25 protein-coding genes and 1 other RNA gene are annotated in these 21656 nt (G+C 66.7%); 15 read left to right on the forward strand and 11 right to left on the reverse strand.

The window, feature by feature from the left end:
• Positions 1 to 40 precede the first annotated feature (40 nt).
• Entirely contained in the window at positions 41 to 1372 is a 1332-nt protein-coding gene (pepQ, locus tag AC5P8J_RS09480; RefSeq protein WP_495216774.1) for a Xaa-Pro dipeptidase, read from the forward strand.
• A gap of 585 nt (positions 1373 to 1957) precedes the next feature.
• Here pepQ and AC5P8J_RS09485 read toward each other — a convergent pair.
• Together AC5P8J_RS09485 and AC5P8J_RS09490 are read right to left on the reverse strand one after the other, a co-directional pair.
• Entirely contained in the window at positions 1958 to 3280 is a 1323-nt protein-coding gene (locus tag AC5P8J_RS09485; RefSeq protein WP_029379908.1) for an aminopeptidase P N-terminal domain-containing protein, read from the reverse strand.
• 5 nt (positions 3281 to 3285) lie between these two features.
• Positions 3286 to 3834: a YecA/YgfB family protein gene (locus AC5P8J_RS09490; RefSeq protein ID WP_138969839.1), complete on the reverse strand. Its 549-nt coding sequence runs from the start codon at positions 3832 to 3834 to the stop codon at positions 3286 to 3288.
• Positions 3835 to 3987: 153 nt separating this feature from the next.
• Between AC5P8J_RS09490 and AC5P8J_RS09495 the strand changes: the two genes are divergently transcribed.
• The 8 genes from AC5P8J_RS09495 (at position 3988) to AC5P8J_RS09530 (ending at position 8079) form a co-directional block, all read left to right on the forward strand.
• Positions 3988 to 4209, forward strand: a complete 222-nt coding sequence (locus AC5P8J_RS09495; protein ID WP_005410898.1) for a TIGR02449 family protein — start codon at positions 3988 to 3990, stop codon at positions 4207 to 4209.
• A complete protein-coding gene (locus AC5P8J_RS09500; protein WP_010484026.1) occupies positions 4206 to 4502 on the forward strand; it encodes a cell division protein ZapA in 297 nt (98 codons plus the stop codon). Before AC5P8J_RS09495 ends, AC5P8J_RS09500 begins: the two co-directional genes overlap by 4 nt.
• Before the next feature lie 97 nt (positions 4503 to 4599).
• Positions 4600 to 4785, forward strand: a non-coding RNA gene (ssrS, locus tag AC5P8J_RS09505) — 6S RNA.
• An 83-nt stretch (positions 4786 to 4868) separates the two neighbouring features.
• Complete coding sequence (locus AC5P8J_RS09510) at positions 4869 to 5462, forward strand: 5-formyltetrahydrofolate cyclo-ligase (protein WP_478436030.1); 594 nt, start codon at positions 4869 to 4871, stop codon at positions 5460 to 5462.
• A complete protein-coding gene (locus tag AC5P8J_RS09515) occupies positions 5459 to 5938 on the forward strand; it encodes an EVE domain-containing protein (RefSeq protein ID WP_227854037.1) in 480 nt (159 codons plus the stop codon). Before AC5P8J_RS09510 ends, AC5P8J_RS09515 begins: the two co-directional genes overlap by 4 nt.
• Before the next feature lie 22 nt (positions 5939 to 5960).
• Complete coding sequence (rpiA, locus tag AC5P8J_RS09520) at positions 5961 to 6608, forward strand: ribose-5-phosphate isomerase RpiA (RefSeq protein ID WP_227854038.1); 648 nt, start codon at positions 5961 to 5963, stop codon at positions 6606 to 6608.
• 21 nt (positions 6609 to 6629) lie between these two features.
• Positions 6630 to 7076 (forward strand): DUF192 domain-containing protein, encoded by a 447-nt coding sequence (locus AC5P8J_RS09525; protein ID WP_014648292.1) that lies wholly within the window; start codon positions 6630 to 6632, stop codon positions 7074 to 7076.
• Between the two features lie 157 nt (positions 7077 to 7233).
• Positions 7234 to 8079 (forward strand): SirB1 family protein, encoded by an 846-nt coding sequence (locus AC5P8J_RS09530; protein WP_019662001.1) that lies wholly within the window; start codon positions 7234 to 7236, stop codon positions 8077 to 8079.
• 59 nt (positions 8080 to 8138) lie between these two features.
• On the opposite strand, the gene AC5P8J_RS09535 is transcribed toward AC5P8J_RS09530, so the two are convergent.
• Positions 8139 to 8330, reverse strand: a complete 192-nt coding sequence (locus tag AC5P8J_RS09535; RefSeq protein ID WP_012512010.1) for a rubredoxin — start codon at positions 8328 to 8330, stop codon at positions 8139 to 8141.
• 67 nt (positions 8331 to 8397) lie between these two features.
• On the opposite strand from AC5P8J_RS09535, the gene thiE reads away from it, so the two are divergent.
• Together thiE and hemL are read left to right on the forward strand one after the other, a co-directional pair.
• The gene (gene thiE, locus AC5P8J_RS09540; protein WP_021204574.1) at positions 8398 to 9024 is read left to right on the forward strand and encodes a thiamine phosphate synthase; all 627 of its coding nucleotides are present in this window, start codon (positions 8398 to 8400) and stop codon (positions 9022 to 9024) included.
• Positions 9025 to 9040: 16 nt separating this feature from the next.
• On the forward strand, positions 9041 to 10330 hold the full coding sequence (gene hemL, locus AC5P8J_RS09545) for a glutamate-1-semialdehyde 2,1-aminomutase (protein ID WP_019662003.1): 1290 nt from the start codon (positions 9041 to 9043) through the stop codon (positions 10328 to 10330).
• A gap of 71 nt (positions 10331 to 10401) precedes the next feature.
• On the opposite strand, the gene azu is transcribed toward hemL, so the two are convergent.
• Positions 10402 to 10851 (reverse strand): azurin, encoded by a 450-nt coding sequence (gene azu, locus AC5P8J_RS09550; protein WP_111098760.1) that lies wholly within the window; start codon positions 10849 to 10851, stop codon positions 10402 to 10404.
• Between the two features lie 123 nt (positions 10852 to 10974).
• Here azu and AC5P8J_RS09555 point away from each other — a divergent pair, with 123 nt between their 5' ends.
• The gene (locus tag AC5P8J_RS09555; protein ID WP_111101884.1) at positions 10975 to 11577 is read left to right on the forward strand and encodes an HAD-IA family hydrolase; all 603 of its coding nucleotides are present in this window, start codon (positions 10975 to 10977) and stop codon (positions 11575 to 11577) included.
• Between the two features lie 93 nt (positions 11578 to 11670).
• Here AC5P8J_RS09555 and AC5P8J_RS09560 read toward each other — a convergent pair whose 3' ends face one another.
• Positions 11671 to 12897, reverse strand: coding sequence for an acetylornithine transaminase (locus tag AC5P8J_RS09560; protein ID WP_227854039.1), 1227 nt, complete (start codon positions 12895 to 12897; stop codon positions 11671 to 11673).
• Between the two features lie 63 nt (positions 12898 to 12960).
• Here AC5P8J_RS09560 and AC5P8J_RS09565 point away from each other — a divergent pair, with 63 nt between their 5' ends.
• Positions 12961 to 13833: an ion transporter gene (locus AC5P8J_RS09565; protein WP_021203637.1), complete on the forward strand. Its 873-nt coding sequence runs from the start codon at positions 12961 to 12963 to the stop codon at positions 13831 to 13833.
• 102 nt (positions 13834 to 13935) lie between these two features.
• Here AC5P8J_RS09565 and AC5P8J_RS09570 read toward each other — a convergent pair whose 3' ends face one another.
• From AC5P8J_RS09570 to AC5P8J_RS09580, 3 genes are all read right to left on the reverse strand, one after another.
• Positions 13936 to 14877 (reverse strand): YiiG family protein, encoded by a 942-nt coding sequence (locus AC5P8J_RS09570; protein WP_021203636.1) that lies wholly within the window; start codon positions 14875 to 14877, stop codon positions 13936 to 13938.
• Between the two features lie 160 nt (positions 14878 to 15037).
• A complete protein-coding gene (locus tag AC5P8J_RS09575) occupies positions 15038 to 16030 on the reverse strand; it encodes a YiiG family protein (protein ID WP_021203635.1) in 993 nt (330 codons plus the stop codon).
• A gap of 93 nt (positions 16031 to 16123) precedes the next feature.
• Entirely contained in the window at positions 16124 to 16942 is an 819-nt protein-coding gene (locus AC5P8J_RS09580; RefSeq protein WP_207048897.1) for an SDR family oxidoreductase, read from the reverse strand.
• A 108-nt stretch (positions 16943 to 17050) separates the two neighbouring features.
• Here AC5P8J_RS09580 and AC5P8J_RS09585 point away from each other — a divergent pair, with 108 nt between their 5' ends.
• On the forward strand, positions 17051 to 17734 hold the full coding sequence (locus AC5P8J_RS09585; protein WP_483698192.1) for a hypothetical protein: 684 nt from the start codon (positions 17051 to 17053) through the stop codon (positions 17732 to 17734).
• On the opposite strand, the gene AC5P8J_RS09590 is transcribed toward AC5P8J_RS09585, so the two are convergent.
• The 3 genes from AC5P8J_RS09590 to AC5P8J_RS09600 form a co-directional block, all read right to left on the reverse strand.
• The gene (locus AC5P8J_RS09590) at positions 17674 to 18171 is read right to left on the reverse strand and encodes a DUF4288 domain-containing protein (protein ID WP_242542406.1); all 498 of its coding nucleotides are present in this window, start codon (positions 18169 to 18171) and stop codon (positions 17674 to 17676) included. The genes AC5P8J_RS09585 and AC5P8J_RS09590 overlap by 61 nt on opposite strands.
• A gap of 157 nt (positions 18172 to 18328) precedes the next feature.
• Complete coding sequence (locus tag AC5P8J_RS09595; protein ID WP_456115445.1) at positions 18329 to 18817, reverse strand: DUF2867 domain-containing protein; 489 nt, start codon at positions 18815 to 18817, stop codon at positions 18329 to 18331.
• A 14-nt stretch (positions 18818 to 18831) separates the two neighbouring features.
• Positions 18832 to 19494 carry a serine/threonine-protein kinase gene (locus AC5P8J_RS09600; RefSeq protein ID WP_019662012.1) on the reverse strand — a complete coding sequence of 221 codons (663 nt, stop codon included), beginning with the start codon at positions 19492 to 19494 and terminating at the stop codon, positions 18832 to 18834.
• Between the two features lie 85 nt (positions 19495 to 19579).
• Here AC5P8J_RS09600 and AC5P8J_RS09605 point away from each other — a divergent pair, with 85 nt between their 5' ends.
• The gene (locus AC5P8J_RS09605) at positions 19580 to 21607 is read left to right on the forward strand and encodes a bifunctional DedA family/phosphatase PAP2 family protein (RefSeq protein ID WP_227854040.1); all 2028 of its coding nucleotides are present in this window, start codon (positions 19580 to 19582) and stop codon (positions 21605 to 21607) included.
• Positions 21608 to 21656: the final 49 nt, after the last annotated feature.

Raw genomic sequence — 21656 nt, forward strand, 5'->3', positions numbered from 1 at the left:
CGGCAGAATCTAGGGCCGTTTTCCGTGTCGAGCCACCGCAATGATCCAGCAAGACCCCGGCGCCCTGTATTCCGACCACCTGGCCGTGCTGTGCCGACGTGCCGAACAGGCGCTGGCCCGCGGTGGCTTCGATCACCTGGTGGTGCCCAGCGGCACCCTGCACTACCAGGTGTTCGACGACCGCGACTACCCGTATGCGGTCAATCCTCAGTTCAAGGCCTGGCTGCCGCTGACCCGCGTGCCCAACAGCTGGATCGTGTTCAACCCGGGCAAGCGCCCGGCCGTGATCTTCCACCAGCCCTTCGACTACTGGCACGTGGTGCCGGACGCCCCCAGCGGCTGGTGGGTGGAGCACTTCGACATCCACATCATCCGCAAGCCCGAAGAGGCGCTGGCCCTGCTGCCGGCCGACCCGGCGCGCTGCGCGATCCTGGGCGAGCCACAGAGCGCGCTGGGCAACTACGTGCCGAACAACCCGGCGCCGGTGGTGAATTACCTGGAATGGCACCGCGGCAGCAAGACGCCGTATGAGATCGCGCTGATGCGCCAGGCGCAGGTGCTGGGCGTGCGCGGCCACCGCGCCGCCGAAGCTGCGTTCCGCAACGGCGCCGACGAGTTCAGCATCCACATGGCCTATTGCCAGGCCGTGGGCCAGGATGCCAACGAGCTGCCGTACGGCAACATCGTGGCGTTGAACGAACACGCCGCCGTGCTGCATTACACCGAGCTGGGCCGCAAGGCGCCGCAGCCGCTGCGCAGCTTCCTGATCGATGCCGGTGCCAGCGCCTACGGCTACGCCAGCGACATCACCCGCACCTACGCCGCACAGGGCCACGACGAGTTCGCCGCGATGATTGCCGCCGTCGACGCCGCCCAGCAGCAGATGTGCGCAGCGGTGCGGCCGGGCTTTGACTACAAGCAGCTGCACGTGGACGCGCATCTTTCACTGATGGGCGTGCTGAAGGACTTCGGCGTGATCAAGGTGTCGCCGCAGACCGCGTTGGAGACCGGCGTCAGCGCCGCGTTCTTCCCGCACGGCATCGGCCACCTGATCGGCTTGCAGGTGCACGACGTGGCGGGTTTCGCGGCCAGCGACGAAGGCGGCCGCATCGAACGCCCGGCCGGCCACCCTTACCTGCGCCTGACCCGCGTGCTGGAACCGGGCATGGTGGTGACCATCGAACCGGGCCTGTACTTCATCGACATGCTGTTGAACGAAGTGAAGGACGCCGGCCATGGCGACGCGATCAACTGGGAGCGCGTGGACTTCTTCCGCCCGTATGGCGGCATCCGCATCGAAGACGAAGTGCTGTGCACAGAGGGCGAGGCGGACAACCTGACGCGGCCGGAGTTTGCGGCGGCCAACGGCTGAGCCCCTCGTGGTTGCCCGTTGAATCAAAAGCCGCGCTTGGCCGGGCGGGGTGGGTTTGCAGGACACGCCGTAAACCCATCCATGGGGGCTCGATGGCGCCATCCATGGCGCCAACGGTCCTGCAAACCCACCCCGCCCAGCCTTTGACAGTTTCCTGCCGCGTCCAACCACGGAAAAGAAAAAAGAAAAGCAGAAGCGGGTCGCTCGCTGCGCTCGCTCTGTGTCGACCAGGGTCGACACCTACCAATCGTCGTTCGTTCCAACAACCGCAATTGCCAGTAGATCCACGCCATGCGTGGATGATTCATTCGATGTCTGACAGATGTGCCGACCAACGGTCGGCACCCACCAACAGCCCCGTGAACCTGTCGAAGGCGGGGTACTGTGGGTTTGCGGGGTGTGAGCCGCATGGATGCGGCGACCAAGCCTCCACGGACGGATTCACGGCGTCCCCGCAAACCCACAGTGCCCCGCCATCCCACGGATAGCCCGCTGTTGCTGTTGCTGTCACTGTTGCTGTTGAGGTTGCCGGCCAGCGGCCGGCACTACCGCGGGTGCAGGGCTGCAAGCCCTGCAGGACACCCCTTACCCCGCCATCACCGCTTCGATTTCGTCGGCGCTGCGCGCCAGGCCTTCGGTCAGCACACGATGTCCGTCATCGGTAATGAGCACGTCGTCCTCGGTACGGATGCCGATGCCGCGCCAGCGCGGCTCCACCGTCGTGTCGTCCACGCCGATGTACAGCCCCGGCTCGATGGTGAACGCCATGCCCGGCTCCAGCAGGCGTGAATCACCGGCGAGGCGGTAATCGCCTACATCGTGCACGTCCAATCCGATCCAGTGCCCGGTCTTGTGCCGGTAGAAACGCTGGTACAGGCCCTCGGACAGGTTCTTTTCCAGCGTGCCCTTCAACAGGCCCAGCCGCAGCAGGCCTTCGGTCAGGGTCTGTACCGCCGCCAGGTGGCCAGCCTCATACGGCACGCCCGGCTTGGCCTGGGCCAACGCAGCGGCCTGTGCATCGCCGACCAGGTCGTGCAGTGCACGCTGCTCGGCACTGAAGCGGCCATTCACCGGGAAGGTGCGGGTGATGTCGCTGGCGTAGCCGCGGTATTCGGCACCGGCATCGATCAGCACCAGCTCACCATCGCGCGAACGCGCGTTGTTGTCGCGGTAATGCAGGATGCAGCCGTTGCGGCCGGCACCGACGATGCTGCAGTACGCCGGCACGGCATCGTTGGCGCGGAACACACGCTCCAGCTCGGCCTGCAGTTCGTATTCGTGGATACCCGCCTTGGCCACCTGCATCGCAGCCAGATGCGCACGCACGCTGATCTGCGCGGCGTGGTGCATCAACGCGACTTCCGCACCCGACTTGAACAGGCGCTGCTCGTGCAGCAGGTGGCCCAGCTCCAGAAACTCATGCGGTGGCTGCGCACCGTGGCGCACCTGCGAACGCACGCGGTTGACCCAGCCGATCAGCTTCAGGTCGAAGTCGGCATCGCGGCCGAAGTGGTAGTAGACGCGCGAGCGCCCTTCCAGCAGGCCCGGCAGGATGTCGTCCAGATCGTCGATCGGGTAGGCATCGTCCATGCCGTACTGCGCCACCGCGCCTTCCTGGCCGGCGCGGCTGCCGTCCCAGGCCTCGCGCTCGGCATCACGCTCGCGGCAGAACAGGATGGCCTCGCCGTGGCGGCGGCCCGGAATCAGCACCAGCACCGCTTCCGGCTCCGGGAAGCCGCTCAGGTACTGGAAGTCCGAATCCTGGCGGAACGGATAATGGGTATCGAGGCTGCGCACCTTCTCGGCTGCGGCCGGCAGTACCAGGATCGCGTCCTCGCCGGCCATGTCCATCAGCTGGCGGCGGCGACGCTTGTATTCGCCGGCCGCGATGCCGGTGCGCTGCTTGATGTCCATCAGTTCAGGCGCTGCCGATGGCGCGAGGCCAGCACCACGTCACCGTGCAGCAGCAGCACCGCCACGCGGATGAATTCCTCGATCTCCGACAGGGCTTCGTCGTCATCATCGCCGCCGGCCTCGAAATCCTCGCTGGAGGCGCGGGCCAGGCTGGCCATGTCGGTCAGCGCTTCCTCGCCCTCTTCGGACAGGGCTGGCCGGTTGCCACCACTGCCCAGACCGAAGCCGCCCAGGAACGAGCGGGTCCAGCTGAACATGGCATCGGCCTGCGCGGACACGTCATCGTTATCGGTCAGCAGCAGTTCGAAGGCGAAGTCACGGTCTTCCAGCTGCTTGATGGTGACCTGCAGCAGCTGCGCCAGCACGCTGTCGGCAGCCACCGGCGCCAGGCTGTCGTCGGCCAGCACGCGCGCCGGCCAGTCGTTGCCGGGGGCGCCGCCGGCGGCCAGCCAGCCACACAGCGCGCCGTGCAGCTCGGCAGCGGTGGCGCCCAGGCCCAGTTCCTGGCTGGCGCGGGTAACGTCGTCGACGGAGGGAAGTTCGGTCATCGTGCGGCTCGTTCGGAAAGGAAACCCGGGGCGCGCACGCGCGCGCCCGTGAGACCCCGTAGTGTAGCAACCCGACGGCATCCTCTCCGCAGCCGTCCAGCCTTGCTGCGACAACGCTTGACCGCCCTTACCCGGCTTGCCTATCGTGCCCGTATGGAACCCGCTGATCCCCTTGCCCAGCTGCAGGACTTCGCCGCCCGCGTGGAAGCGTTGCTTGAACGCAACCAGCGCCTGGCCGAGGAGAACCGCAGCCTGCGCCACCAGCAGGAACAGCTGGTGGCCGAGCGCTCGACGCTGCTGGCCAAGAATGAGCAGGCACGTTCGCGGGTGGAAGCAATGATCAGCCGGCTCAAATCCCTGGAGCAGCACACATGAGCGCCGAACCGGTCAGTGTCCGCATCCTCGATCGTGAATACACCGTGGGCGTCGGCGGCGATGAACGCGACAGCCTGATGGCCGCCGCGCGCCTGCTGGATGCGCGCATGCGCGAGATCCGCGGCAGCAACCGCATGGCCGCGGTCGATCGCGTCGCCGTGCTGGCCGCGTTGAACCTGGCCCACGAACTGCAGCTGCTGCGCGACGAAAACGCCCGCCAGGCGGTGGCCCTGCAGCAGACGCTGGCCGACCTGAACCGGCGTCTGGACCGCGCCATCGACGGCAACGCCTGAAGGTCGTGCACAACGCGTCTTCTCATATCTGAATTGGCACGGACTGTTGCCGACGAACGGCCTATCCAGATCCTGCGTGCTGGCTATAATGGCCACGCGTTCTCTGCGGTACTCGACGGCATGTGCAAACATTCGCCTTGTCCCTTAAGAACGACACCGGGAGCGCGACAGCGCCGGGAGTGCAGGTCCGCCTTGTAGCGGGAAGCCCGATGGTTCTCCAGCGTTCCCACTTGAGCCCCCGGGTTCAAGGTCGTTTCGCATGCATCGACATTGCGGAGAATGCAATATTCCAGCAAGGGCGGCGTCTTCGGGCGTCGCCCTTGTTCTTTGCGGCACAATGACGGCTGATCCTTGCCGCACGCTGCCATGACCGACCCGCGCCAGGCCCTGCGCCACGACCTGCGGCAACGCCGCCGTGACCTTTCCGCCGCTGAGCGCATCGCCGCCGCCGAACCCCTTGCCGATGCCCTGCTGGCGCTGCCGTTCGCCCCGCGCGAAGGCGCCGTGGCTGGCTACTGGGCGCTGGATGGCGAAATCGCCCTGCACCGCTGGCAGCTGCAACTGCCCGAAGGCCTCACCTACTGCCTGCCGGTGCTGGCCGGTGAGGTGCTGCGCTTCGCACCGTGGCGGCCGGGGCAGCCGCTGACCAGCAACCGCTACGGCATTCCCGAACCGGACGTGGCGCTGGAAGACACCCTGGAACCGGCGCAGATGGCGCTGGTGGTGACCCCGCTGGTGGGTTTCGACGCGCAGTGCCGACGGCTGGGCATGGGGGGCGGCTGGTATGATCGCAGCTTCGCCTTCCGCCACGATCGGCCGGCGCCGCCCTGGCTGGTCGGTGCTGCGTTCGCGGTGCAGCAGGTCGAGGCCTTGCCGGTGGCGTCGTGGGACGTGCCCGTGGACGCGATCTGCACCGAAGACGGCACCCTGTTCCCCTCCGCTGCCCCCGTGAACGCATGACCGCCCGCAAGCGCTACTGGCTGATGAAGTCCGAACCGGACGCTTTCTCCATCGATGATCTGGCCAAGGTCAAGGTCGAGCCCTGGAACGGGGTGCGCAACTACCAGGCACGCAATTTCATGCGCGATGGCATGCAGGTGGGCGACGGCATCCTGTTCTACCACTCCAATACCAAGGTGCCCGGCATCGTCGGCCTGGCCACCGTGGCCAGCCCGGCCTACCCGGACGACACCCAGTTCGATCCGACATCCGACTACCACGACCCCAAGAGCACGCGCGAGAACCCGCGCTGGATGCTGGTGGACGTGGCCTTCGACCGCAAGCTCAAGCAGGTGATCGCGCTGGACGAGATCAAGCTGCACGCCGAAGAGCTCGGTGAAGGCTTCCCGCTGGTTGCCAAGGGCAACCGCCTGTCGGTGTTCCCGGTGACTGCTGCGCAGTGGAAGCTGCTGCTGTCGCTGGAAAAGAAATCCTGATTCCCTGCCTGAGAGTTCTCCCATGTCCGAAGCCAAGCGCCTGGCCGCCGAGAAAGCCATCGAGTACGTTGAAGACGGCATGATCGTCGGTGTCGGCACCGGTTCCACCGTGGCCTATTTCATCGATGCCCTGGCCCGCATCCAGCACCGCATCAAGGGCGCCGTGTCCAGCTCCGAGCAGAGCACCGCGCGCCTGAAGCAGCACGGCATCGAAGTGATCGAGCTGAACCACAGCGGCAACCTGTCGCTGTACGTGGACGGCGCCGATGAGTGCGATCCGAACAAGTGCCTGATCAAGGGCGGCGGCGCCGCACTGACCCGCGAGAAGATCATCGCCGAGGCCAGCGAGCGCTTCATCTGCATCGTCGACCCGAGCAAGCAGGTGCCGGTGCTCGGCAAATTCCCGCTGCCGGTGGAAGTGATCCCGATGGCGCGCAGCCTGGTCGCCCGCCAGATCCGCGACATGACCGGCGGCCAGCCGACCTGGCGCGAAGGCGTGGTGACCGACAATGGCAACCAGATCCTGGACATCCACAACCTGCAGATCACCGATCCGGAAAAGCTGGAGCGCGAGCTCAACCAACTGCCGGGCGTGGTCTGCGTGGGCCTGTTCGCGCGCCGCCGCGCCGATGTGGTGATCGTCGGCGGCAAGCCGCCGGTCGTGCTCTGACCCTTTCGAAGGATCCTGACGATGTCGCTGTTGCGTTCGCTGCTGATGCTCCCGCTGTTGGCCCTGGCTGGCTGCGCCACCGACGCGGCCCGCCACTGGGTCGAACTGGATGGCGCCCGCTACCAGGTCGAGCTGGCCACCAACGATGAAACCCGCGCGCGCGGGTTGATGTTCCGCGACCAGATGGCGGCCGACCACGGCATGCTGTTCATCCACGACCGCGAGGAAATGCAGGCGTACTGGATGAAGAACACCAGGATCGCGCTGGACATCCTGTACTTCGACAGCCAGCGCAGGCTGGTCAGCCAGCAGCGTGATGTGCCGCCGTGCTCGGCCGGCGACATGTGCCCGCCCTACCCCAGCGGTGGCCCGGCACGTTACGTGCTGGAGCTCAACGCCGGCCAGGCCGAGAAGCTGCAGTTGAAGGACGGTACGGAGCTGAAATTCGGCCCGGGCATCGAAAAGTAAGGTGCGGCCGGGCTGCGCCCGGCACGCGCTGTAGTGCCGGCCGCTGGCCGGCACCCCTGCAGGGGTCAGATCCCATTCGCTCACGAAAGGGATCTGACCCCGGATTTTTCACGCGACACCGCTTGAAACCGCCTGCGAATGACGCCAGTCTGTGGCCATGCAGGACCGGATCACACTCCCCGACTGGGATGCACTGGCCGACCTCGAAGACGAGGCGCTGCCACTGTTGCCGACCGCGCTGCTGATCGCGCGCGATGAATACCCCGATCTGCAGCCGTCGACCTACGACGCGTTGATCCAGAGCCACGTCGACCACCTCCGCTCGGAAGTGGAGAGCATCGACAACAGTCCATTGAAGATGGCGGCGATCAACCGCCACCTGTTCGACGAGCTGGGCTACAGCGGCGACCACGACAAGTACTACGATCCGCGCAACAGCTATCTCAACCAGGTGTTCGAGCGGCGCCTGGGCAACCCGATCTCGCTGGCGCTGGTGCAGATGGAAGTGTCGCGACGGCTGGGGATCCCGCTCGACGGCGTGTCCTTCCCCGGCCACTTCCTGGTGCGCCTGCCGGTGGACGACGGCGTGCTGGTGATGGACCCGTTCAATGGTGGTCGCCCGCTGGACGTGGACGAACTGCGCGAACGCGCCAAGTCACACCTGGGCGGGCAGATGCCCGACGACCAAGTGCTGGCGCAGATTCTCGACCCGGCGCCGGCGCGCGCGATCCTGATGCGCATGCTGCGCAACCTGCACGGCGTGTATGCCGAGGCCGGCGAATGGGATCGCGCCGCGCGCAGTGCCGACCGCCTGCTGAAGCTCGCCCCGGAGCAGGACGATGCGCTGCGTGACCGTGGCCTGGCCTATCTGCAGCTGGAATATCTGGCCGGTGCCCGCCATGACCTGGGGCAGTACCTGAAGCGCAATCCCGAGGCCAGCGATGCGCAGTGGCTGCGCGAGAAGCTGATCGACCTCGGCGGGCCGATGCCGCGGCTGCATTGAGGGCGTCGGTGTGTGGACCAACGGTCCACACCCACCGGATGGGCCGGGTGGACCTCCAGTCAATCGACTTCGACCATCTCGAAATCGGCCTTGGTCACCCCGCAATCGGGGCAGGTCCAGGTCTCGGGAATGTCCTCCCAGCGCGTGCCCGGCGCGATGCCCTCTTCCGGCAGACCCTCCGCTTCGCTGTACAGGAAGCCGCAGACCACGCACATCCAGGTGCGCAAGGTGGTGGGGGTGGCATCGCTCATCGGATAATCACGGCTGGATTCACGGGCCGCCATTGTCCCATCGCGGCCCACGCACCGGTAGCCATCGATGACTTCTGCTTCCCCGGCGCCCCGCGGCGTCTACCTGATCACCCCGGACGAGCCCGATACCGCGCGCCTGCTGGCCCGTACCGCGCCGCTGCTGGCCGCTGGCGCCACCTGGCTGCAGTACCGCAACAAGACCGCCAGCGACGCACTCCGGCAGGAGCAGGCAATCGCGCTGCAGGCGCTGTGCGCGGAGCGCGGCGTGCCGCTGATCATCAACGACGACCCGGCGCTGGCCAAGGCCGTGGGCGCGGCCGGCGTGCACCTGGGCGGCACCGACGGTGACATCCCCAGCGCGCGCGCCCTGCTCGGCCCCGACGCCATCATCGGCGCCTCCTGCTACGACCAGTTGGCCAATGCCGAGAAGGCCGTGGCTGCCGGCGCCAGCTACGTGGCCTTCGGCGCGTTCTTCCCGACCACCACCAAGATCACCACCAGCCGCGCCCATACCGACCTGCTGCGGCAAAGCGCCGCACTGGGCGTGCCGCGGGTGGCGATCGGCGGGCTGACGCCGGACAATGTCGGTCCCATCATCGACGCCGGCGCCGACCTGGTGGCCGTGGTCAGCGGCATTTACGCCGCGCAGGACCCGGTCGCGACCCAGCGCGCCTACCTCGCCCAGTTCGCGTAACGCCCAGGAAAGCCCCATGAACCACGACCAGTCCCACGCCCTGTTCTCCCGCGCCCAGCAGTTGCTGCCGGGCGGCGTCAATTCGCCGGTGCGCGCGTTCAAGTCGGTCGGCGGCGAGCCGTTCTTCGTCGAACGCGCCGACGGCGCCTACCTGTACGACGTCGACGGCAACCGCTACATCGACTACGTCGGTTCCTGGGGCCCGATGATCGTCGGCCACAACCACCCGGCCGTGCGCCAGGCGGTGAAGAAGGCGATCGACAACGGCCTGTCCTTCGGTGCGCCGTGCGCGGCCGAAGTGACCATGGCCGAAACCATCACCCGCTTGGTGCCATCGTGCGAGATGGTGCGCATGGTCAACTCCGGCACCGAGGCCACGCTGTCGGCGATCCGCCTGGCGCGTGGTGCCACCGGCCGCAACCGCATCGTCAAGTTCGAAGGCTGCTACCACGGCCACGGCGACTCGTTCCTGGTCAAGGCCGGCAGCGGCATGCTGACCTTGGGCGTGCCGACCTCGCCGGGCGTCCCGGCCGGGCTGAGCGAACTGACCCTGACCCTGCCCTACAACGACTTCGAAGCCGCCACCGCGCTGTTCGAACAGCAGGGTGGCGACATCGCCGGCCTGATCATCGAACCGGTGGTCGGCAACGCCAACTGCATCCCGCCGCGCGAGGGCTACCTGCAACACCTGCGTGCGCTGTGCACGAAGCATGGCGCGCTGCTGATCTTCGACGAAGTGATGACGGGCTTCCGCGTCGCCCTCGGCGGTGCGCAGGCGCACTACGGCATCACCCCGGACCTGACCACCTTCGGCAAGATCATCGGCGGCGGCATGCCGGTGGGCGCCTACGGCGGTCGTCGCGAGCTGATGCAGCAGATCGCCCCGGCCGGCCCGATCTACCAGGCCGGTACGCTGAGCGGCAATCCGGTGGCAATGGCCGCTGGCCTGGCGATGCTGGAGCTGATCCAGCAGCCGGGTTTCCACGCCGACCTGGCCGAGCGCACCGCACGCCTGTGTGCGGGTCTGGAAGCGGCCGCCGCCGACGCAGGTGTGGCCGTGACCACCACCTGCGTGGGTGCGATGTTCGGGCTGTTCTTCACCAGCGAGAAGGTGGAGACCTATGCGCAGGCCACCGCCTGTGACATCCCGGCGTTCAACCGCTTCTTCCACGCGATGCTGGAGCAGGGCGTGTTCCTGGCCCCGTCGGCGTACGAGGCCGGCTTCCTGTCCAGCGCCCACGACGATGCCGTGATCGAGGCGACGCTGGCCGCAGCACGCGTGGCGTTCAAGGCCGCCAAGGGCTGATCGCAAAAAAGGGGACGGAGGGGATTAAGTCGTTTGTGCACAAACGACTTAATCCCCTCCGTCCCCTTTTTTCAACCGAAGACGAATTTGCCCCTCATCATCGCGAAGTGGCCGGGGAACGAGCAGAAGAAGGTGTAGTCACCGCCCTTCTGCAGGCCCTGGGTAGAGAAACGCACGCGTGTGGTTTCGCCACCGCCGATCACCTTGGTGTGCGCCAGCACGCGCTTGTCGGCCTTCGGCAGGTAGCTGTCAGCCAGCGTCATGCGCATGCCCGCCATCGCCACCGGCTGGTAATCGGCAGTGCGGGTCAGCACCCAGTTGTGGCCCATCGCGGTAGCGGCCAGCTTGCCGGTGTGGCGCAGGGTCAGGTCTACGGCGGTGCAGTCGGCGGCGACCTTGATCTCGCGGCTGCTGAAGCTCATCTGGTCGGTGCTGTCGATGCTCACCGCACACACCCGCGCCATCGCCGACGGCGCCAGCATCAGCGCGCCCAGTCCCACTGCCACCACCCAAGCCTTCATCGTTGCATCTCCTGCGGATTCGAGCGCCATTCTAGGCAGGCCTATGCCCGCCCGGCTGCGACCGTCTGTCGCATGGCAGCTCCAGGGTTTCCCGCGCACTCATCGCAATGGCATGCTCGGCCGATGCGGATCGATCTGTTGCTGCTGGATGTGGATGGCGTGCTGGTGCAGTACCAGCGCGCGCAGCGCGTGCTGCACCTGGCCCAAGCACTGCAGGTTCCGACGCAGGCCGTGCAGGCCGCGTTGTATGACAGCGGCCTGGAAGCGGCACATGACAATGGCACGCTGGATGGCCCGGCCTATCTGGCGCAGCTGGGAGAGCTTCTGGGCACGACTGTCGAAGTGGCTGCATGGACCGCGGCGCGACGGGCCGCCAGCCATCCTCAGGCGGCCGTGTTGCAACGATTGCAGGCCCTGCAGCTGCCAATCGCGGTGCTGACCAACAACGGCGCGCTGATGCAGCAGGCATTGCCCACCCTGCTACCGGAACTGTTCCCTGCGCTGCAGGGCCGCGTGTTCTGCAGCGCGGAGTTCGGTCTGCGCAAACCGGCGCCCGCGGTGTTCCTGCGCACGCTGGAAGCGCTGGGCGTGGCGCCTTCGCGCGCGCTGTTCGTCGATGACCTGTTCGCCAATGTGCGTGGCGCGCGCGCTGCCGGCCTGCACGCGGAAACCGTGCGCGATGGCCGGGGATTGGGCAAGGTGTTGAAGCGCTATCGGATCGCGTGACGCGCTGTAGAGCCGAGCCCATGCTCGGCTCCTGTTGCCTGACATCGCGATGAGCCGAGCGTAGGCTCGGCTCTACAGATGCCTCTGCAGGCTTCAGCGCGCGGCGATGAACGCGGCAATCGCCGCGCGCAGGCGCTTCAGGCCTTCGGCCACTTCTTCGTCGGTGATGTTCAACGACGGCACGAAGCGCAGCACGTCCGGGCCGGCCTGCAGGGTCAGCAGGCCCTGCTCGGCGGCATGGTCGAGGATCGCCCCGGCCTGGCCGGCGAAGTCCTCGCCCAGCACCGCGCCCAGCATCAGGCCGCGGCCACGCACGTCGCTGAACACGCCGAATTCTTCGTTGATGCGCGCAAAGCCATCGCGCAGCGCCTTCGACTGGCGGCTGACATTGGCGGCGATCTCCGCCGAGGCCAGCTTGCGCAGCGCAACGCGTGCGACCGCAGCGGCCAGAGGGTTGCCACCGAAGGTGGTGCCGTGCGCACCGAACTGCATGGTTTCGGCCACCTTCGGGCCGGCCAGCATCGCGCCGATCGGGAAGCCGCCACCGAGTGCCTTGGCCAGGGTGACCATGTCCGGCACCACGTCGTCCTGCCAGTGCGCGAACAGCGTGCCGGTGCGGCCCATGCCGGCCTGGATCTCGTCCAGCACCAGCAGCGCGTTGTGCTGGTCGCACAGTTCGCGCACGCGCTTGAGGAAGCCGGACTTGGCCGGCATCACGCCGCCCTCGCCCTGGATCGGCTCCAGCATCACCGCCGCCACGTCACCGGCGGCCATCGCGGTTTCCAGCTGCACCTCATCGTTGAAATCGATGTAGCGGAAGCCACCGGGCAGCGGCTCGTAGCCTTCCTGGTACTTCGGCTGGGCAGTAGCGGTCACCGCGCCAAGGGTGCGACCGTGGAAGCTGCCGCGGAAGGTGATGATCACCCGCTTGTCGGCCGGGCGGCCTTGGCTGGAGGCCCACTTGCGGACCATCTTGATCGCCACTTCGTTGGCTTCGGCGCCGGAATTGCACAGGAACACGCGCTCGGCGAAGCGGCTGGCCTTGACCAGCTCCTCGGCCAGGTGCAGCGGCGGCGCGCTGTAGAACACGTTGCTGGTGTGCCAGAGCTTGCCGGCCTGCTCGACCAGCGCGGCCACCAGGTCCGGATCGTTGTGGCCGAGGCCACACACGGCGATGCCGGCGGCCAGATCGATGAACTCACGGCCCTGGCTGTCCCACACACGGGCGCCCTGGCCGCGCTCCAGTACCACCTGGCGGGGCTTGTAGACCGGCAGGTAGTAGTGTGAAAGGGAAATCAGCGGATCGGTCGCGGCGGTCATGGCAGTCGGCAGGGTTCAGGAATGCCCATTCTCGCGCCGGAACCCCTGCGGCACAATGCGCCCATGCGACCGTTTTCCGCCCCCCAGCTCAACCCCGCAACCGAGACCGGCTGGCGCCGTCGGTGGTTCGACATCATCTACCGCCATGACACCCGCCCTTCGCGCAATTTCGACCTGATCCTGGTGGTGGCGATCGTCGCCAGCATCCTGGTGGTGATGATCGACAGCGTGCAGCACCTGCATGCCGAATGGTCCACCGGCCTGTACATCCTGGAATGGGGCTTCACGATCATCTTCACCGCCGAGTACCTGCTGCGGCTGGCGGTTGTCAGGCGCCCGCTGCGTTACGCGGTGAGCATCTGGGGCATCATCGACCTGCTGTCGATCCTGCCCGCCTACCTGTCGATGTTCATCCCGGGTGCGCAGAGCCTGCTGGTGGTGCGCGCGCTGCGCATCCTGCGGGTGTTCCGCATCCTCAAGCTGACCCGCTACATCGAGGAAAGCGGCGTCCTGATGACGTCACTGTGGCGCAGCCGGCGCAAGGTGCTGGTGTTCCTGTTCACGGTGATCACCATCACCATCATCGCCGGTGCGCTGATGTACGTGATCGAGGGCCCCGAACACGGCTTCACCAACATCCCGGCCAGCATGTACTGGGCGGTGGTGACCATGGCCACGGTCGGCTTCGGCGATATCGTGCCCCAGACCGTGCTCGGCCGCTTCGTCACCTCGGTGCTGATCCTGATCGGCTACAGCATCATCGCCGTGCCCACCGGCATCTACACCGCCGAACTGGCCAGCACCATGCGCGAGGCCGAACTGGCCGCGCGCCGTGATGCCCGCGGCTGCCCGCATTGCGGGCTGGAGGGGCATGAACCGGATGCGCGGCACTGCCGCAAGTGCGGTGGTGAACTGCCGGACGCATTCAGCCATTGAGGCACATGCCGGCCAGCGGCCGGCACTGCCAACCCCGCAGGGTGCGCGCCGGGCATGGCCCGGTGCCGCCGTGGACGGGTCCACGCCCTGTGTGGATCGCCCTCAGCGCATGCGGTTGCTGGTGGTCACCAGGTCGTTGTAGGCGTCCAGGATCGTCGACTGTGCCCCTTCAGGATCGGTGGTGAGCCAGCTGCCCGACGCCTTGCGCTCGGCGGCCAACGCATCGGCGGTGATCGGCTTGCCCTGCTCCAGACGCTCGACACCGCGACCAGCGGTACGCACCAGCTTGTCGGCCGAACGCTGCACATGGCCCCACATCGGGTCGTCCTTGCCGACACCACTGTTCTGGATTTCCGTCACCAGCGCCTGATAGTCGGCCAGCTGGCCGCGCAACGCCGCAACATCCGGCGCGTCGCTCTGGAACGCCATCGCCAGCTGCTTGCCATCGCCGACAAGGCGCAGGTGGTAATAGGCCAGCGAGCGGCCTTCGCTTTCCTCGATCTGCTTCAGCTGGGCGGCGCGGCGATCGTTCTCGTTCTTTTCCAGCGCCGCATCCATTGCTTCGCTGGCCTTGAAGAAATCAGCATAGGCCTGCATCAGCGGGGCATGCTGGCTGCGCATCCCTTCGCCACCATCGCGACGATAGTCCTCGCGGGTGAAGTACCCATCGGCACGCTCGATCAGGGTGTTCAGTGCCTGGAATGCCTGCTGGTACTGTCGCGCGGGTGCATCCAGCGGCGTGGCAGGGGTCTTTGCCAGCGCATCGGTCAGCGGCTGGCCGCAGTACTCGACGCGGTGCGACAACAGCTTGCCCGGTGAGCGCGGCTGCGCTTCCTTGCCGGTCGGCCCCGCCTTGGGGTCCTTCATCCAGCCCGTGTAAGTCTGGAAGCCTTCGTGGATGGGCTGTTCGACGCCGTTGTAGCACTCGATGTAGGCGTTCACCTTCTCCAGCCCGGGGTCGGCGACCGCCAGCCCCGCCGGGCTGTTGCAGCCGGCCAGCGCGCCGAGCAGGAGAACGGGAATCAGGCGTGTGGATGCGTTCAAATCAGTTCCTTGCACCAGTGAAAACTGCAGCCATCGTCCTGCATGGCGCGAGCGCGCGCTCCAGCACCTCGGGAAGGTGCTGGCATTCGGGGCTGCGGGGCGTGTCATGTCGCGATCAACCTGCTCGATCGCGACAAAAATAGCGCGTTGAGCTTCCCGCCTACTGGCGGTTGCTCTGGAAAACCAGCGAGTTGTATTCCTGCATCAGCTTGCTGGCAGAGCCGCTCGGCGCCATTGAGGGCGAATCCAGCATGCGCCGTTCGAAATCGGTATAGGGCGTGTTCTCGCTGACGCGCTTCAGCCGCTCCTTGCCTTCGCGCCGGAAGTTCTCGGCCTCACGCTCGAAGCTGTTCCAGTCCAGCTTGCCCGGCTCCTGATCAGCCACCTTCGCATGCGCTTCGTCGGAAATGCGGTTGAACGCATCCAGACGCTCGCGCGCCTTGGCCTGGTCGAAATCGTCCTCGCTCATCAGATCCATGATGGCCTTGGCTTCCAGCATCATCGCCAGACGGTAGTACTCGCGCGTGCGCCCCTCGGCCTGTTCCAGCGCCTTGAGCTGCTCGCGCTGGGCGGCGTCGTTCTGGCGCTCCAGCTCGGCGTTGAACGTTGCGCTGGCAGCCACGAACTCCTTGAAGGCGGCCATCAAGGGCGCATGCAGCTGCTTGCCCTTGGCGAACCGGTCATCTTCGTAGTCCTGGCGATCGTAGTAGTCGTGCGCCTCCTTGCTGATCGGCACCAGTGCCTTCAGCGCCTGCTGGTAATGGCCAGCAGCGGCATCGAGCTCGGCCAGCGCCGGCTTGGCAGCCATCGCCTCGGTCACGGGGCCATCGCACTGCTTCATGTCGTAGTCGCTGATCTCGAACGGACCGTACACCTGGGTCTCGCGCCCGGTCGGGCCGGCCTCGACGTCCTTGATCCAGCGCGTATAGGACTCGATGCTGCCGTGGGTCTTCGAATCAAGCGTGTTGAAGCAGCCGATGTAGGCGTTGAGCTTGGCGGTCAACTGCTGCTGTGTGTCCGACGGCGCCGCGCTGGCGTCGGGCGTGCTGGAAGGGCCGGCGTCGCCAGCGGTTGCAGGCGCCTTGCTGCCGCAGGCAGCCAGGACAATCGACAGCGAAGCGGCCAGCGCCGCGACGGAAAGAGTGCGTGACATGGGTTCACGTCCTTGTTGAAAACGATTACAGCCGCGCATTCTAACGCAGCAGGCCGAAGGTCGCAGCCCTCGGCCTCTGCCGGCGACGCGCGATCACTCCAGGAACAGATCCGGCAACAACGGACGCGATGGATCCACCGCATAGCCGGACAGATCGGTAATACCCGCCTGCGCCAGCACGTCATCGTCGATCAGGAACTGGCCGTGGAAACCCGCCGCCTCGCGCACCAGCACCGCGTGCGCAGCATCGGCCATGATCTGCGGCGTGCGGCAGCCGGCCGCATCCACGCCCGGAATCATGTTGATCGCATCGGTGGCGATCACCGTGCGCGGCCACAGCGCGTTCACCGCCACACCCTGCGGGCCGAATTCCGCGGCCAGGCCGAGCGTGACGAAGCTCATGCCCATCTTCGCCAGCGTGTAGCCGGTATGCGCGCCCCACCACTTCGGCTCCAGGCTCGGCGGCGGTGCCAGGGTCAGGATGTGCGGGTTCGGCGCCTGCAGCAGGTACGGCAGGCAGGCCTGCGCGCACAGGAAACTGCCGCGCGCATTGACCTGCTGCATCAGGTCGAAACGCTTCATCGGCGTATCCAACGTGCCGCGCAACCAGATCGCGCTGGCGTTGTTGATCAGGATGTCGATGCCACCGAATGTGTCGACCGTGGCCGCCACCGCCGCCTGCACCTGCTCTTCCTCCCGGATGTCGCACTTCAGCGCCAGGCCCTGCCCGCCTGCAGCCGTCACCGCTTCGGCGGCGGTGTGGATGGTGCCCGGCAGCTTCGGATTCGGCACCGACGACTTGGCCGCGATCGCCACGTTGGCCCCGTCGCGCGCGGCGCGCAGTGCGATGGCCAGGCCGATGCCACGCGAGGCACCGGTGATGAAAAGCGTTTTGCCCTGCAGACTGCCCACGTTCCGCACTCCAGCGTATGCAATGAGCCGCTAGTATGCCGCGCCGACGCGGAGTTCACCCGCCCTTGACGATACTCGGGCCTCCAGACAACGCACGAGGTCCACGCCATGCGCCGTTCCCGCCTGTTGCTGCCTGCCCTGGGGCTTGTCCTGCTGACCGCCTGCCAGGGCCGTTCGCCGGAACCCGGCAAGGAGCCGCCCGCCGGTGACGCGCCCAGTGCGGAGAAGGCCGCCGCCGACGGCAAGATGCGCTGGAGCGAGGCGGTGGTCTGGGATGGCGACCTCAACGCCTGCCGCCAGGGCGAGAACGCGGCCACCCGGGATTGCCTTCGCGACGCGATGCGCGCCGGTGGCGCCAGTGCCGAGGCCATCACCGCCGCCGAGCAGTTGTCCACCGGCGGTGAGTTGGCCTATGTGACCGCATGGCACGAGAACGAAGGACTGGGCATTGCCACGGTCGAGTATCCGTTCCGCGCCAACACCAATGAAGGTACCCGTCTGGTCGATGCCAGCGGCAAGCGCATCGATGTGGATGCCGTGCAGTTGGACGACACCCTGCGTGCCGACCCCACTGTGCAGGAACTGCTGAAGGCCAACCCGCAAGCCACGCCGTTCGCACCGGCGCAGTCGGCCGGCGCCTCGCCATTGGATAACGGCGGCATCCGGCTGCTGTACCGCACACCGCTGCGCGACTGCCACGCCTGCCCGGATGTCGGGCAGTTGCAGATCGCCTACGACTTCGACGCCAAGCGCAACTTCATCGGCCAGCAGGTCGTGCCGGCAACGCCGTAAGGCCACCGGCCTCTGTAGAGCCGAGCCCTGCTCGGCTCATTGAATGCAGCCGAGCATGGCTCGGCTCTACATTTCCATTCCTGGTACAGCACTGCCACGCCATCACCACGGGCAAGCCGCTTCACCTGATCCAACGTGTCCACCGCCATGACGGAGTACGTGACCTCCACGCCAGAGTGCAGGCGCCCCTCGGCAGAGTCCTGATCAATCGCCACTGATATCAGCTTGCGGATTCCGGCGAAACGATAAAGATACGCCCTACCGTCTTCACCCACCAGGCGGCCGGTCAGATCCTCATACCCGGAAGCAAGTGCTTCTGCATTCTCAAGAGCGTGTTCATCGTTGTCGGCACTGATCAGGTACACGTTCTCATGCACCAGGAACGATTCCTGCCCTTTGCTCTCGTAATAGAAAATGGCGTGTGCGCAGTACCACATGCATCACCTCAATGATTCCCTTGCCGGTTGTCCCTGGCTTGGATGTCGCGAGTCTTCTGCTGCCAGCGGAATCCACATTTATGCGGCACTTGGCAATGAGCCGTTTAGCCGTTAAGCAGCCCGCGGATCACAAACCGCATCCACGCATGGCGTGGATCTACCGGTACAACTGCACCTGCTTTTTCAACAGATGCGGCACGATCAATCGATGCACCGGGGCAACCGGCAGCATGTACGCGCGCCCGAAGGCGTTATGCGTATGCACCACGGTCGCCACTTCCAGCACGTCGCCCTGCCACTGCAGCGCCAGCTGCACGCGAAGATGGCGGTCGTCGTCTTCCAGCACGATGGCATCGTCATCCATCGACTGCAGGGTGAAGATGCCGAGCCGCTGGCCGGGTTGAGGATCTTCAACAACCTGCACTGCACGCAACGAACCCAGATGCTTCATGCCCAGCAGGCGCATGCCGTGGTTGCGCAGCGCCATCAGCCCATCGAACCAGCCGGGAATGGTCGCCGCCATGTCGCGGTAGGCCTGCAGTGCGGTACGCCCGTCGCGCCGGGTGGTGGCCTGACAGGCGTGCACGAAGTCGGCACCAGGCAACTGCGCACGCAACACATTGCCCGCGCTCGGCGGGCCGGTCACTATCCGCGAAGCCTTCACGGCTTGGGCCCCTGCCCTTCGTTGTCTTCCCAATGCAGGATGCGGCGGGTGACGAAGCGGTAGACCGGCTTGCCGGTAGCAAACCACAGTTCGCGCACCCACGAGGTGCGCTTGAGCAACCGCTTCTCCACCGGCGTAAGCGATTCACGGCAGTACATGCGCTTGTGCTTGAGCAGGTGGCGCAGGTCCTCGCGCGCCAGCAGCCGCATCCAGCGCGAGCGCGGGTTGCCGATCACCGCCAGCTGGAAGTCGATCAGCGCCGGCCGTCCATCTTCAGTGACCAGCCAGTTGGCCTCCTTGGCCAGATCGTTGTGGGCCACGCCGTTGCGATGCAGCTGCTGCAGCAGCCGGCGCGCGGAACGGAACCAGGCCAGGTCGCCGCGCGGTGGGCGCTGGTACATGGCGTCGCCGGCCATGAAGCTGCGATCCAGGTGATGGCCATTCCAGGCCAGCAGCTGCGGCACATCGGCCATGCCGTGAATGTGCTGCAGCGCGCGGGCCTCGCGGCGGGCCAGCCACCATGCAGGCAGCCGCAACCACAGCGGCGTGGCACCAAGATCACGGCGCACAAAGGGACCATCGGGCCCTTTCACAAGGAGGATCCGGCCGAAGCTGTCGGCCTTCAAAGCATGCGGTTGAGCGTCGGGCGTATGCGGCATGGGCCCATTCTAGGCGATGGCACTGGTTGCAAACGGTCACCAAGCGGCTGGGAACCAGTCACCTTCACGCCCCTATAATCGGGCAATGGACTCTTCATGGATCGACGCCACGCTCGCGTGGATTGCCGCTCACCCCGTGCTGGCGGGCGCCGTTATCTTCCTCATCGCCTTCTGCGATGCGGTCATCATTCTTGGCGCCATCGTGCCGGCGCTGCCACTGCTGTTCGCGGTGGGCGTGTTCATCGGCCTGGGCCAGATCTCCGGGCCGTACGCGGTGGCGGCTGCGGCATTGGGTGCGTTTGCCGGCGATGGCATCAGTTACTGGATCGGCCGCCGCTGGGGCGACCGCCTGCGCGGCGTGTGGCCGTTCAGCCGTTACCCGCAGCTGCTCGACCGCGGCGAAAACCTGTTCCGCCGCAATGCCTTCAAGAGCATCCTGGTGGCACGCTACGTCGGCGCGATCCGGCCATTCGTGCCCGCCATCGCGGGCATGATGAAGATGCCAGCCAGCCGCTATGTACAGGCCAGTGGTATCGCCAGCATTTCATGGGCGGTCCTGTTCCTGGCCCCCGGCTGGATTCTTGGCGAGGCCTATGACGCGGTGGCGGCGGTGGCCGGTCGGCTGGTGGTGGTGGTCGGCCTGCTGGCGGTGATCCTCGGCCTGGTCTGGGCCATCGTGCTGTACGGCTACCGCTGGTCGGCCGCGCGCATGGACAACTGGTTGGCACGCCTGCTGGACTGGTCCAACCGCCACCCCACGCTGGGCCGCTATACCGTCGGCGTGCTTGATCCCAAGCGCCGTGAATCGGTGCCGCTGGCGATGCTGGCGTTGATGCTGCTGGTACTGGGCTGGGGCTGGTTCGCATTGTTGACCGTGGTGGTCGCGCACGGCGAGCCGCTGGCGATCGACCTGCTGGTGCACCAGGCCATGCTGGCGCTGCGTAACCCGCTGGCCGATTACCCGATGGCCGCGCTGGCGTCGCTGGGCGCCTGGCAGGTACTACTGCCGGCCACCGCTGCAGCGATGGGCTACCTGATCTGGCGCCGGCGCTGGATGGCGGCCGCCCACTGGCTGGCCGCGCTGGCGTTCGGCCTGGCGCTGACCATGCTGCTCGGCGCTACCGTCGATGTGGTGCGCCCGGTCGACGCCAGCAGCGGCTTCGGCTTCCCGTCGGTGTCGGTGACGATGGCCACCATCACCTTCGGCTTCTTCGCGGTGCTGATCGCCCGCGAGATGCCCGGCCGTACCCGCGTCTGGCCGTACCTGGTGTCGGGCATCGTGGTCAGCCTGATCGGCTTCTCGCGCCTGTACCTGGGTGCGCATTGGCTGAGCGACGTGATCGGCGGCATGCTGTTCGGCACGTTCTGGCTGCTGGTGCTGGGCATCGCCTACCGCCGCCGCTTCAACCGCTCGTTCTGGGTGAAACCGGTGGCCTGGCTGTTCTATGGCGTCTTCGCCGTCGCCGCGATGTGGTACGCACCGCGCAACATCCCGGTGAAGCTGGAACGCTTCGAGCCGACCCTGCCGGCCCCGCAGGCAATGGACACGCAGGCCTGGTGGCAGCACGACTGGGCCACGCTGCCGGCGCGCCGCAACGAGTTCGACGACGACCAGCGCTGGCCGCTGGACGTGCAGGTGGCCGGTCCGTTGGCACCGCTGCAGGCGCAACTGGAAGCGCGCGGCTGGAAGCGACAGGAGCAGGCCGGCTGGCAGCAGGCGCTGCTGATGCTGGACAAGAACACCGGCGCCGATGACCTGCCGGTGCTGCCGGCGACGCTGGACACCCGCGTGGAAGCGCTGTTGATGGTGCGCCAGGGTGCACATCGCGATGAGCGCTACGTACTGCGCCTGTGGCCAGCCCCTGCACAGTTGCAGCCGGGCAATACGCCACTGTGGCTGGGCAGTGCGCAGACCCTGCGCTACCAGCGCCATTTCGAATGGATCGGCATGTGGCATCCACTGCGCGGCGTCGACCCGGCATTGAACGCGGTGAAGGACGCCGTGCAGGAGCTTCCGCAACGCGAGGACGTGCACAGCGAAACCGGGTTGCCGGTGCTGCGGTTGAAGACCACGGCGCCCCGACCGGCACCGGCACGCAGCCACCCACTGTAGAGCCGAGCCCATGCTCGGCTGCCTTCGCGGGAACCATCAAGCCGAGCAT

Source organism: Stenotrophomonas sp. YJH_SMC_37 (assembly GCF_059370035.1).